The 12,295-nt window shown below is 58.5% G+C and carries 10 protein-coding genes; all 10 read left to right on the top strand.

The window, feature by feature from the left end:
* Nucleotides 1-115: 115 nt before the first annotated feature.
* Nucleotides 116-331, top strand: a complete 216-nt coding sequence (bdm, locus tag P349_RS15180; RefSeq protein WP_008501713.1) for a biofilm-dependent modulation protein — start codon at nucleotides 116-118, stop codon at nucleotides 329-331.
* 95 nt (nucleotides 332-426) lie between these two features.
* On the top strand, nucleotides 427-564 hold the full coding sequence (gene sra / locus P349_RS15185) for a stationary-phase-induced ribosome-associated protein (protein ID WP_008501714.1): 138 nt from the start codon (nucleotides 427-429) through the stop codon (nucleotides 562-564).
* A gap of 176 nt (nucleotides 565-740) precedes the next feature.
* The gene (locus tag P349_RS15190) at nucleotides 741-2,438 is read left to right on the top strand and encodes an NAD-dependent malic enzyme (RefSeq protein WP_024909550.1); all 1,698 of its coding nucleotides are present in this window, start codon (nucleotides 741-743) and stop codon (nucleotides 2,436-2,438) included.
* Nucleotides 2,439-3,211: 773 nt separating this feature from the next.
* Complete coding sequence (locus tag P349_RS15195) at nucleotides 3,212-4,921, top strand: ABC-F family ATP-binding cassette domain-containing protein (protein ID WP_032647361.1); 1,710 nt, start codon at nucleotides 3,212-3,214, stop codon at nucleotides 4,919-4,921.
* Nucleotides 4,922-5,117: 196 nt separating this feature from the next.
* Nucleotides 5,118-6,128: an alcohol dehydrogenase AdhP gene (gene adhP, locus P349_RS15200; protein WP_032647362.1), complete on the top strand. Its 1,011-nt coding sequence runs from the start codon at nucleotides 5,118-5,120 to the stop codon at nucleotides 6,126-6,128.
* Between the two features lie 150 nt (nucleotides 6,129-6,278).
* Nucleotides 6,279-7,898 carry a TIGR04028 family ABC transporter substrate-binding protein gene (locus P349_RS15205; RefSeq protein ID WP_032647363.1) on the top strand — a complete coding sequence of 540 codons (1,620 nt, stop codon included), beginning with the start codon at nucleotides 6,279-6,281 and terminating at the stop codon, nucleotides 7,896-7,898.
* 10 nt (nucleotides 7,899-7,908) lie between these two features.
* The gene (locus P349_RS15210) at nucleotides 7,909-8,853 is read left to right on the top strand and encodes an ABC transporter permease (RefSeq protein ID WP_032647365.1); all 945 of its coding nucleotides are present in this window, start codon (nucleotides 7,909-7,911) and stop codon (nucleotides 8,851-8,853) included.
* Nucleotides 8,850-9,698, top strand: a complete 849-nt coding sequence (locus P349_RS15215) for an ABC transporter permease (RefSeq protein WP_032647367.1) — start codon at nucleotides 8,850-8,852, stop codon at nucleotides 9,696-9,698. The genes P349_RS15210 and P349_RS15215 overlap by 4 nt, the downstream gene beginning before the upstream one ends.
* The gene (locus tag P349_RS15220; RefSeq protein ID WP_032647368.1) at nucleotides 9,698-11,305 is read left to right on the top strand and encodes a dipeptide ABC transporter ATP-binding protein; all 1,608 of its coding nucleotides are present in this window, start codon (nucleotides 9,698-9,700) and stop codon (nucleotides 11,303-11,305) included. The genes P349_RS15215 and P349_RS15220 overlap by 1 nt, the downstream gene beginning before the upstream one ends.
* Nucleotides 11,302-12,291, top strand: a complete 990-nt coding sequence (locus P349_RS15225; protein ID WP_032647369.1) for a putative FMN-dependent luciferase-like monooxygenase — start codon at nucleotides 11,302-11,304, stop codon at nucleotides 12,289-12,291. The genes P349_RS15220 and P349_RS15225 overlap by 4 nt, the downstream gene beginning before the upstream one ends.
* Nucleotides 12,292-12,295 lie beyond the last annotated feature (4 nt).

The following is a 12,295-nucleotide window of genomic DNA, read 5'->3' as shown; positions in this document are numbered from 1 at the left end:
CATTTTTATTTCTAAGATGAATCTGAGCCACAACCGGGAAAATATTTGCCATTCTGTTTGTGAATTAAATTTTTTGCGAGCCGTACCATTAAACAGACAACGACACGGAGGCAGCATGTTTACTTATTACCCGGCTAATACCGCAGCAGCACAACCTGAACTCGTTAACGCGATTGCGCAGGGTCTTCACGCCGAGCACGGTGCTGTAACTGAAGATGACATTTTGATGGAACTGACCAGGTGGGTGGAATCCACAGATAATGACATCCTCAGTGACATCTACCAGCAAACTATTAACTACGTTGTCAGCGGGCAAAACGCACCTTTGTAAAAACCTGCTAAGCTGGATCAGCAACCTAAGGGGTTACATTTCGTTTGCGTAAGCAAACTGGTCCTTAAAACTATCAACAGGATTGAGGAGTTAATATGAAATCGAACCGTCAGGCACGCCATATTCTGGGACTGAACTACAAGCTTTCTAATCAGCGCAAAGTGGTGATTGAAGGCGACCACGAAACGCAAGTCACTCACGCCACCGGCAGAAAACGCCACGCGGGCAAGTAAGTTCCAGACTGAGATCCAGAACACCATCGGTAATCCCGATGGTGTTTTTGTTTATGTGTTGCGGTAATTAATATTTAGCTCCTTTATAATACCACCTGACCGCATCCCATCGCACAGGCCAGAAAGATGACAAACAGCAGTGTCAGGGACGGATCTTCATAAAAAGAGTGAGTGACATGGACAACAAACTGAAAAAACATCGTTCCTTATACATCCCATACGCCGGACCGGTTTTACTTGAGTTCCCCCTGCTCAACAAAGGCAGCGCCTTCAGCATGGAAGAGCGCAGCAGCTTTAACCTGCTGGGCTTACTGCCCGAAGTGGTTGAAACCATTGAAGAACAGGCAGAGCGCGCGTGGATCCAGTACCAGGGTTTCAAAACCGAAATCGACAAACATATCTACCTGCGTAACATTCAGGACACCAACGAAACCCTCTTCTATCGCCTGGTGCAAAACCATCTCGAAGAGATGATGCCGGTGATCTACACCCCAACGGTAGGTGCGGCGTGCGAGCGTTTCTCAGAGATCTACCGTCGTTCACGCGGGGTATTCATCTCTTATCAGAACCGTCACAACATGGACGATATTCTGCAGAACGTGCCTAACCACAATATCAAAGTGATTGTGGTAACCGACGGCGAACGTATTCTCGGCCTTGGCGACCAGGGCATTGGCGGGATGGGGATCCCAATCGGTAAGCTCTCTCTCTACACCGCCTGCGGTGGCATCAGCCCGGCGTATACCCTGCCGGTGGTGCTGGACGTTGGCACAAACAACCAGCAGTTGCTCAACGATCCGCTCTATATGGGCTGGCGCCACCCGCGCATTACCGACGATGAGTACTATCAGTTTGTCGACGATTTCATTCAGGCCGTGAAGCACCGCTGGCCGGACGTTCTGCTGCAGTTTGAAGACTTCGCGCAGAAAAACGCGATGCCGCTGCTGAACCGCTATCGCGATGAGATCTGCTCTTTTAACGATGACATCCAGGGTACCGCATCCGTGACCGTGGGTACGCTTATCGCCGCCAGTCGTGCAGCCGGCAGCCAGCTGAGCTACCAGAAAATCGTCTTCCTGGGCGCAGGCTCTGCGGGCTGCGGTATTGCCGAGCAGATTATCGCCCAGACGCAGCGTGAAGGGTTAAGCGAAGAGCTGGCCCGCTCCCGCGTCTTTATGGTTGACCGTTTCGGCCTGCTGACCGACGGTATGCCAAACCTGCTGCCGTTCCAGACCAAGCTGGTGCAGAAACGCGAAAACCTGAAAAACTGGGATACCGACAACGAAGTCCTTTCCCTGCTGGACGTAGTGCGCAACGTGAAGCCGGATATTCTGATCGGCGTTTCCGGGCAAACCGGTCTCTTTACCGAAGAGATCATTCGCGAGATGCACAAGCACTGCGAGCGCCCTATCGTGATGCCGCTCTCCAACCCGACCTCCCGCGTGGAAGCGACGCCGCAGGACATCATCGCCTGGACCGAAGGTAACGCGCTGGTCGCGACCGGCAGCCCGTTCGATCCGGTGGTGTGGAAGGATAAAACCTATCCGATTGCCCAGTGCAACAACTCCTATATCTTCCCGGGCATTGGTTTGGGCGTGATCGCTTCCGGCGCGTCCCGCATTACCGACGAAATGCTGATGTCGGCGAGCGAAACCCTTGCGGGTTACTCTCCGCTGGTCAATGACGGTGAAGGGCTGGTGTTGCCGGAGCTGAAGGACATTCACAAGGTGTCGCGCGCCATCGCGTTTGCGGTAGGTAAAATGGCGCAGCAGCAGGGCGTGGCGGTGAAAACCTCTGCCGACGCGCTGCAGCAGGCCATCGACGACAACTTCTGGAAGCCTGAATACCGTAGCTATCGCCGTACCTCGATTTAATTCGCTTTGACCGTTCCCTCTCCCTGCGGGAGATGCAGTGCGGCCCAATCGCCCGGTGGCGCTTCGCTTACCGGGCCTACGGGGGCTCTCCCTGTGGGCTCAGGAATCCCAGTAATTTTTTTTACCGGATGCGATGAATGTTGCTTCATGAAAATGAATGACTTACAGCGACGCCCTGGTCCGGCTGTAAATCGCCGAAGCGTTTCCGTAAGGCCGGGGCGAGGCGCAGGGATGCGCCGAGAGGGCGTGGCCTGCAGGGATGCAGGCTCATGCCCGACCCGATAGCCTGAAGGAATAAGCTGAGGGCACCGCGAAGCGGCGATTTACCGCCGGGAGCCCGGGTCGCCAGGGTGGTGGCGACTGAGCCACCCTGGCACGTTCACCGGTCACATCGTTAAAGAGTAGCAAGGAACATAAAGTGAACGGAATGACCACCAGAGCCGTATGTTCCCCTCACCCTAACCCTCTCCCAAAGGAGAGGGAATTACATTCGTCCCACCCACTAGCCAAACCCCTTTTCCCCCGCTACACTCCCTTCATCCATTAACCCACTGAATATATAAGGAGGCCAATTATGCTGTACTGTGAAATTTTCAATGTTTCACATACATTTGGTGATCGCACCAGCTCAAGCGTTATCGGTATCGTGCTGCGATAACTTCTGCTTGAGCGAAGACACCAACCCCTGAAATCCCTTCTCTCGGGCTTACTGAGTTATCGTCAGCGATGTTTGACGAGGCATAAACATGCCTGTAACTCTTGGGTAAGCAACAATGAGCACTTTACTCACTGCACAATCTTTACGCGTTGATACGGCGTTTGGCACGCTCTTCGACTCACTCTCCTTTACGCTGAAAAAAGGCGACCGCATTGGCCTGCTGGGCGACAACGGCTGCGGCAAAAGTACGCTGCTGAAGGTGCTGGACGGCACGGATTCCCCTGCCGCCGGAACGGTAGCACTGGCCGGGCACTGCCTGATGGCGCGCGTGGAGCAACATCTTCCGGACGCTATTTTTCCGCTGACCATGCTGGATGCCGTACTCGCGCAGCTGCCTTTAGCTGAGCGCGATAGCCTGCGCTGGAAAGCCGAAACGCTGCTGGCGAGCATGGGCTTCACGCCGCAGGATATGATGCTGCAATCCGCCACGCTGAGCGGCGGGCAACACACCCGCCTGCTGCTGGCGCGGGCGCTGATTCACGAGCCGGATCTGCTCCTGCTGGATGAACCCAGCAACCACCTGGACCTCCCGACAATGCTCTGGCTGGAACACTTCCTACAGAACTGGTCGGGCAGCTTTGTGCTGGTCTCGCATGACAGACAGCTGCTGGATGCCGTCACCAACGGCAGCTGGATCCTGCGCGATAAAACGCTTCACTACTTCGCCCTTCCCTGCACGGCCGCCCGCAAGGCGCTTGAAGCAAAGGATGAAAGCGATGCCCAGCGCCACAAGGCCGAGCAAAAGGAGATCGACCGCGTGACCGCCAGCGCGAAGCGGCTGGCGACCTGGGGCAAGGTTTACGACAACGAAGACCTGGCCCGCAAAGCCAAACAGATGGAAAAACAGGTCGAACGGCTGAAGGAGAGCCAGACGGCGCTCACGGCAGGCAGCCCGTGGACGTTAACCCTGCGCGGCGACGCGCTGCGGGCTGACCGTCTGCTGGAGATGGAAAATCTCAGCGTCCCGCCTGCGCCCGGGCTACGGCCGCTGTTTAACATCGACATGGCGCGGCTGAAAAGCGGCGATCGCGTAGCGATTGTCGGGCGTAACGGCTGCGGCAAATCGTCGCTGATGAGGCTTATCTGGCAACAATTTGCTGATGAGTCCGCAGACAGCGGGTTGAAAATCCATCCGCGCGTGTCGCCAGGTTATTACGACCAGACGCTTCATCAGCTGCCGGATGACGCCACGCTGCTCGACGCGCTGGAACATTTCGCGCCGGATCCGCAGAACCGCAAAATGGCACTGATAAGCGCGGGTTTCCCGTGGGCGCGTCACGGGCAAACGGTCAGCACGCTCAGCGGTGGTGAACGTTCGCGCCTGCTGTTCGTTGGCCTGACGCTCGCCCGCTATAGCCTGCTGATGCTGGATGAGCCGACCAACCACCTCGACATGGAAGGCAAAGAGGCGCTGGCGCACACTCTTCAGCAGTTCGAAGGCGGCGTCCTGCTGGTCAGCCACGATCGTCAGTTAATTAGCCAAAGCTGCAACCGTTTCTGGCTGATTGAAGAGGGAAAGCTGAGCGAGTGGCACGATGCAGAAGCGGTGTTTGAGCGTCTGCGTGAAAGCGCGGGGCTTATGACATCCGCTGCGCCCGCTGTCGCCGCGACGATTCAATCCTCGCCGTATGACGATCTGCTGGAGCGGCTGGTCGCGCTGGAAACGCTGCTGGAAGACGATCTGGCGCGTAAGCCGAAGCATCAAAAGCCGCAGCTACAGGCGCAATGGCGTAAAGAGATAGAGGAGATAGAAGCACAGCTGTAAGTCTGCGCCCGGCGAGCATCTCGCCGGGCCAGCATTTTCCCCCTTAATTTTTAGAGGAACGCCGTATTCTTAATCTGAAATCGAATCAAATGATAACATTATGTTGCCGCAGCCTTGCATTACCTGGCTAATGTATCAATCCTTAAGGGGTACTATACCTGCTATGCAGATTCTTATCATGAACAAGGAGATACACATGAAGGCTGCTGTTGTCACTCAGGATCACCAGGTCAACGTTACCGAAAAAACCTTACGCCCGCTAAAGCATGGGGAAGCCCTGCTGAAGATGGAATGCTGTGGCGTATGCCATACCGATCTCCACGTGAAGAACGGTGATTTCGGCGATAAAACCGGGGTTATCCTGGGCCATGAAGGGATTGGTATCGTAAAAGAAGTCGGCCCTGGCGTGAAGTCGCTGAAAGTCGGCGACCGCGCAAGCGTGGCCTGGTTCTTTGAAGGCTGCGGCCACTGCGAATATTGTAATACCGGCAACGAAACCCTGTGCCGTGACGTGAAAAACGCCGGTTACTCCGTCGACGGCGGGATGGCGGAAGAGTGCATCGTCACCGCAGATTACGCGGTAAAAGTGCCAGACGGTCTGGATTCGGCGGCGGCCAGCAGCATCACCTGCGCTGGCGTCACCACCTATAAAGCAGTGAAGGTATCGGGTATTAAACCGGGCCAGTGGATTGCGATTTACGGTCTGGGCGGGCTGGGCAACCTCGCGCTGCAGTACGCCAAAAACGTCTTTAACGCCAAAGTCATCGCCCTTGACGTTAACGACGAACAGCTGAAGCTGGCGGCCAGCATGGGTGCGGATCTCACCATCAACTCCCGCAGCGAAGATGCCGCTAAAATTGTGCAGGAGAAAACCGGAGGCGCGCATGCCGCAGTCGTCACTGCCGTCGCAAAAGCCGCCTTCAACTCAGCCGTTGATGCCGTGCGTGCCGGTGGCCGCGTGGTGGCCGTTGGTCTGCCGCCGGAAGCCATGAGCCTCGACATTCCGCGCCTGGTGCTGGACGGCATTCAGGTAGTGGGTTCGCTCGTCGGCACCCGTCAGGATCTGCAGGAAGCCTTCCAGTTCGCCGCTGAAGGCAAGGTCGTGCCGAAAGTCACGATGCGCCCGATCGAGGACATCAACGCCATCTTTAAAGAGATGGAACAGGGCCAGATCCGCGGCCGTATGGTGATTGACCTGCGTTCATAATCACCCACCGTTCAATTACCGCTCCTGACAGGGGCGGTTTTTTTATAGCCATTTTCCGGCAATCCTTATCTTAATTCCTTTGTTCCCTTGTTTTCCCCCGCGCCCGATGATGAATCCGACGCTAACAAGAAGATAACAAAGGAATTCACCATGCAAACCCCATTTCGTCTGCCGCTGCTGACGGCGCTGATTCTGACGACAACCGCAGCCTGGTCCGCGGATGCGCCCGTCAAAGGCGGCACGCTGATTTATCTGGAGCAGCAGGCGCACACCAACCTCTATCCGCCTGCCGGTGGCTTTTACCCGAACGGCGGCATCCTGAACCAAATCACCGACAAACTGACGTGGCAGAACCCAAAGACGCTGCAGGTGGAACCGTGGGTAGCCGAAAGCTGGACCACCAACGCCGATAAAACCGAATACACCTTTAAAATTCGCCCCGGCATCACCTTCTCCGACGGCACGCCGCTGGACGCCAACGCCGTGGCGAAAAACTTTGATACCTACGGCTTAGGTAATAAGGCGCAGCGCCTGCCGGTGTCAGAAGTGATCAATAACTACGATCGCAGCGAAGTGGTCGATCCGCTGACCGTGAAGTTCTACTTCAAAAAACCGTCGCCTGGGTTCCTGCAGGGCACCGCCACAATCGGGTCGGGCCTGGTCTCGCTCAGCACGCTGAAGCGCAACTTTGAAGAGCTGGGTGATGCCCGGCATATCATTGGCTCCGGCCCGTTTGTGGTGAAGGACGAGAAGCTGGGTCGCGAAGTGACGCTGGAAGCGCGTAAGGACTACCAGTGGGGACCGAAAAACCTGGCGCAGCAGGGGCCAGCCAATCTTGATGGCATCAAGTTTATCGTGACTCAGGAAGACAGCGTGCGCGTCGGCGCCCTGCTGGCCGGTCAGGCCGACTTTATTCGCCAGGTGCAGGCGTATGACGAAAAGCAGGCGACAGACCAGGGCTATAAAATCTACGCCGCCCCGACGCGCGGGGTGAATGACAGCATCAGCTTCCGCCCGGATAACCCGCTGGTCTCCGATATTCGCGTACGCCAGGCGCTGCTGCATGCCACCAATGCAAAACAGGTGGTCGAGACCCTCTTCTCGGCCAACTATCCGCAGGCGAAGTCGGTGATTGCCGATTCCGCCGCAGGCTTTGTCGACCTCAGCGATAAATTGACCTTTGACCCGGCTAAAGCCAACCAGCTGCTGGACGAGGCGGGCTGGAAAGCAGGCAGCGACGGGATCCGCGCTAAAGACGGCCAGCGGCTGGCGCTGACGGTGTATGAATCCCTGCCGCAGCCACAAAATAAAGAGGTGCTGCAGCTGGTTGCCCAGCAGTGGCGACAGGTGGGCGTGGCGCTGAGCGTTAAAGCCGGTGACGCAGGCAGCCGCACGCTGGATAACCTTGATCCGCTGAAAACCCCGTTAACCGTCTCCGAAGTAGGCCGCGCCGATCCGGACGTGGTGAAAAGCATGTTCTACCCCGCTAACCGCGACGCGCTGCTGCAAAAAGGCGGCTCCAGCGACAAGGTCAAAAGCTTCCGTGACGACAAGCTGAATGAACTGCTGGTGAACATTTCTGCTGAAGTCGATCCGAAAAAACGCCTGCAGCTGACCGGCGATGCCCAGCGCTACCTGCTGGATAACGCCTACGTCATTCCAATTTTCGAAGAGCCGCAGGTCTTTGCCGGTGCGCCGTGGCTGAAAGGCGTCAATTTTGAAGCGGTCGGCCGCCCGTCGTTCTACGGCGCGTGGATTGAGAAACACTGAGGAGCTGACGATGCGCCACGCACTTCTTCAACGCTTTGGGCACGGGCTGCTGGTACTGTGGGCCGCCTTTACCCTCTCGTTCGTGTTGCTCCAGGTGCTGCCGGGCGACGCGGTGCTGATTAAATTTCAGAACCCGGACCTGGGCTTGAGCCCGGCGCAAATCGAGGAGATGCGCGTGGCCTATGGCGCGGACAGCCCGCTGTGGCAGCAATACGGCCATACGCTGCTGGCGATGCTGCGCGGGGATTTCGGCTATTCGTTACAGGCCGGGGTGCCGGTCAGCGAGCTGATTGCCAGCAATCTGCCGGATACCCTGAGCCTCGCCCTGCCCGCGTTTGTACTCGCAGTCCTGCTGGCGTTTGCGCTGGCCTTTGCATCGCGCCTGCCGGGTCTACGCTGGCTGAGTAATACCCTGCAGTCGCTGCCGGTCCTGTTTATCTCTTTACCGACGTTTTGGCTGGGGATTGCCCTCATCCAGCTCTTTTCTTTCCAGCTGCGGCTAATCCCGGTGATTAACCCGACGCCGCTGCAGGGGCTGATCCTGCCGATTGTGACCGTCGCGATCCCGATTTCCGCCCCGCTGGCGCAAATTCTGATGCGCAGCCTGGACCAGGTGGCGACGCAGCCGTTTGTCGCCGTCGCCCGGGCCAAAGGGCTGAGCGAAACCGCTGTCCTGTGGCGTCACATTACCGGCAACGCCCTGCTGCCGGTCCTGAATATTGCCGGATTGCTGCTGGGCGAGCTGATTGCCGGGGCGCTGATCACGGAAACCGTTTTTGGCCGCAGCGGGCTCGGACAGCTGACCCAGCAGGCGGTGAATAACCAGGATATCGCCGTGCTTCAGGCGGTCGTGATGATTTCCGCCCTCGGTTTTGTCCTGATCAATCTGCTGGTGGATCTGCTGATGCCGCTGCTGGATCCCCGTCTGCAAACCGTTACCGGAGGTGCATCATGAGTCTGGTCGATTACGCTGCCGCCGCGCGAAAACGCGTTCCAGCGTGGCAGGGGGTGGAATGGCAGCCGGGACTGTGGCTGGCATGGGGGGTGATTATTCTCGCCGTTTTTGCCGCCGTGGCGCCCGGCCTGTTAACCCACTACAGCCCGATTGAGGGCATCGCCGGCGCACAGCGCCTGGCGCCTCAGGCGGAACACTGGCTCGGCACCGATCAGCTTGGCCGCGATGTTTACACCCGTATTGTCTACGGTGCGTCCCACTCCCTGAGCGCGGCGCTCGCTGCCGTCACGATGGGGCTGGTGGTGGGCACCGGTCTGGGGGTCATCGCCGGGGCGTTCGCCGGACGCGTCGAGTCTCTGCTGATGCGTTTTGTCGACGTGCTGTTGTCCATTCCGTCTCTGCTGCTCTCGCTGACGGTCATTATTCTGCTCGGGTTTGGCACCGTTAATGCCGCCATTGCCGTCGGCGTTGCCTCCATTGCCAGCTTCGCCCGCCTCGCGCGCGGTGAAGTGGTGCGCATCCGCCACACGGATTATGTCGAGGCGGCGTTTGGCAGCGGTGGAACGTTCCTGGCGGTGCTGTGGCGACACATCCTGCCCAATGCCTTAACCGCCGTCCTCGCCTTTGCCACGCTGCAGTTTGGTCAGGCCATCCTGGCGCTCTCCACGCTGAGTTTTCTCGGTTACGGCACCCCGCCGCCCGTGCCGGAATGGGGCTTATTGATTGCCGAAGGCCGTAACTATCTCTCTACCGCCTGGTGGTTAACCACCTTCCCCGGCGTCGTCGTCATCGCCGTGGTGCTGGCCACCAACCGTATCAGCCAACAGTTCAGCGGAGGTCGCTAATGACCGTTCTCTCAGTGGAAAATTTGACGATCAGCTACCGCACCGCACGCCAGTGGAGAGAGGTGGTGCATAACGTCAGCTTCACGCTCGGGCGAGGGGAAATGCTGGCGTTTGTCGGTGAATCCGGATCCGGTAAAACGACCACGGCACAGGCGATTATTGGTCTGCTGGCCGATAACGCCCGTCGTGATGCAGGAAAAATCGTGCTCAACGGCGAGGAGATTAGCCGGTGGTCCGCTAAGCGTCTCGATACCCTTCGCGGGGCGCGAATTAGCCTGGTTCCGCAGGATCCGGGTAATTCACTCAACCCGGTGAAGACCATCGGCGCGCAGGTCGGGGAAATTATTCAGCTACACCAGAAAGTGACCCGCGCCGAGCGCGACGAGCAGGTGCTCGCCCTGCTGACAAAGGTCGGCCTGAGCCACCCCGAACAGCGCATGACGCAGTATCCCCATCAGCTCTCCGGCGGGATGAAACAGCGCGTGTTGATTGCCATCGCCATTGCCCTGCGCCCGGACGTGATCGTTGCCGATGAGCCCACCAGCGCGCTGGATGTGACGGTGCAAAAACGCATTCTCGATCTGCTGGATATCCTGCGGCGGGAATCGGGCACTGCCGTTCTGTTTGTCACCCACGATCTGACCCTGGCCGCCCAGCGCGCGGACAGGCTGCTGGTTTTTCGCGATGGCGAAATTCAGGAGCAAGGCAGCACCGTAGATATCGTCCGTACGCCGCAGCACGCCTACACCCGTCAGCTGCTGAGCGATCTCCAGGGCCAGCGCCTGACCATTGCCCCGGTATCAGGTCTTCCGCTCGCGTCACCGGCCATTCGCGCTCGCGCCATCAGCAAACAATTCTCGCTGGGCAAAGGTCATCAGCTTCAGGCGCTGGATCGGGTGACGTTTGACGTCAGGCGCGGCAGCACGCATGCGCTGGTCGGTGAATCCGGCTCCGGGAAGACCACCCTCGCCCGTATTTTGCTGGGTTTTGAACAGGCCGACAGCGGACAGGTCATTATTGATGATATTGATGCCACCACGCTCAGCCGCGAGGCCCGTCGTCAGCTGCGCCAGAAGATCCAGTTTGTCTACCAGAACCCGTTTGCCTCTCTCGACCCGCGTCAGACGCTGTTTGACATCATCGAAGAGCCCCTGAAGAACTTTTCTCGCCTCGGTAAGGCGGAGCGAAAGGTTCGGGTGGAGACCGTGGCGCAGCGGGTTGCCCTGCCCGTCGAACTCCTGGGCCGCACCGCCCGGGAACTTTCAGGCGGACAGCGTCAGCGCGTGGCCATCGCCCGGGCGCTGATCCTGGAGCCGACCATTCTGGTGCTGGACGAAGCCACCTCCGCGCTGGACGTCACCGTGCAGGCGCAGATTCTGGCTCTGCTTCAGCAGTTGCAGCAGCAGCTGGGATTGACCTACCTCTTTATCACGCACGATCTGTCTACCGTCCGCCGGATCGCCCACAGCGTCACGGTGCTGCGCAGCGGTCAGGTAGTCGAACACGGCGACGTCGGAACCTTATTTGCATCGCCGCAGAACGATTATACCCGCGAGCTGATTGACGCCATTCCCCATTTTTCACCCGCTACGGAGGAGTTCGCATGACGCGAAAACGCCTGGGATTTTTCACCCGCCTGCTTGACGACACTACGCCGAAGGAGCGCTATCGTCTGGCAACTGAACAGATCCGCCACGCCGAACGCCACGGTTTTGACAGCGCCTGGATTGCGCAGCACCACTTTCACGAAACTGAAGGCGGACTGCCGTCGCCACTGCTGTTTCTGGCACACGTAGCCGCACATACCGAAACCATCCGCCTGGGTACGGCCATCATTACCCTGCCGATGGAAAACCCGTTGCGCGTCGCAGAAGATGCCGCCGTGCTGGATTTACTCGCCAATGGCCGTCTTGAAGTCGGTTTTGGCTCAGGCGGCACGCCGACCTCATTTCTGCCGTTCGGCCTGACGTTTGAGGCGCGCGGCGCAGCTTTTGCTGACCATTTACATGTGATCCAGAGCGCCTGGCGCGGGGATTCGCTCACCCATCCGGATAACCACCTTTACCCGCCTGCGCCACAGCTGGCCGACCGTATCTGGATTGCCACCTTTTCGGTCGACGGTGCCGTTCGCGCCGCGCAGGCCGGACACGGTTTAATGCTCTCCCGCACGCAGCCGCGCCCGGCAGACCAGTTGGATTTAACGCTCGACGCGATCCAGAACCCTATTGTGGATGCCTACCTTGAGGCGCTGCCCGCGGGCAGCGCACCGCGCATTCTGGCTTCCCGTACGGCATTCGTCGCCGACAGCGACGACTATGCGCTCAAGGTCGCCACACCGGGTCTGACGAAACAAGCCCAGCAGCATCGCGCTGCCGGGCATGCGGTTAAAGGTGACACCGTCACCGATTTTCGTCGCCAGTTCGACGCCCATATCGGTTCGCCCGAGACGGTGCTGCGCTCGCTGCAGGCCGATTCCGTTCTCCGGCGCGCCACGGACATCTCATTCCAGGTCCATTCGGTCGAGCCCACCCATCGCGACACGCTGCGCTCCATCGAACTGATCGCTGAACATATTGCCCCCCATATACGTTGAGGAG

The organism is Enterobacter sp. DC4 (genome assembly GCF_000568095.1).
In the GTDB taxonomy this organism is placed as follows: Bacteria; Pseudomonadota; Gammaproteobacteria; order Enterobacterales; family Enterobacteriaceae; genus Enterobacter; species Enterobacter pseudoroggenkampii.
This window is presented reverse-complemented; position numbering and strand designations above follow the sequence as displayed.

Bases quoted from the DNA above. Each gene is read 5' to 3' on its own strand.
- sra (WP_008501714.1), top strand. From the start codon at position 427: ATGAAATCGAACCGTCAGGCACGCCATATTCTGGGACTGAACTACAAG.
- bdm (WP_008501713.1), top strand. From the start codon at position 116: ATGTTTACTTATTACCCGGCTAATACCGCAGCAGCACAACCTGAACTC.
- P349_RS15195 (WP_032647361.1), top strand. From the start codon at position 3,212: ATGAGCACTTTACTCACTGCACAATCTTTACGCGTTGATACGGCGTTT.
- P349_RS15215 (WP_032647367.1), top strand. From the start codon at position 8,850: ATGAGTCTGGTCGATTACGCTGCCGCCGCGCGAAAACGCGTTCCAGCG.
- P349_RS15190 (WP_024909550.1), top strand. From the start codon at position 741: ATGGACAACAAACTGAAAAAACATCGTTCCTTATACATCCCATACGCC.
- P349_RS15220 (WP_032647368.1), top strand. From the start codon at position 9,698: ATGACCGTTCTCTCAGTGGAAAATTTGACGATCAGCTACCGCACCGCA.
- P349_RS15205 (WP_032647363.1), top strand. From the start codon at position 6,279: ATGCAAACCCCATTTCGTCTGCCGCTGCTGACGGCGCTGATTCTGACG.
- adhP (WP_032647362.1), top strand. From the start codon at position 5,118: ATGAAGGCTGCTGTTGTCACTCAGGATCACCAGGTCAACGTTACCGAA.
- P349_RS15225 (WP_032647369.1), top strand. From the start codon at position 11,302: ATGACGCGAAAACGCCTGGGATTTTTCACCCGCCTGCTTGACGACACT.
- P349_RS15210 (WP_032647365.1), top strand. From the start codon at position 7,909: ATGCGCCACGCACTTCTTCAACGCTTTGGGCACGGGCTGCTGGTACTG.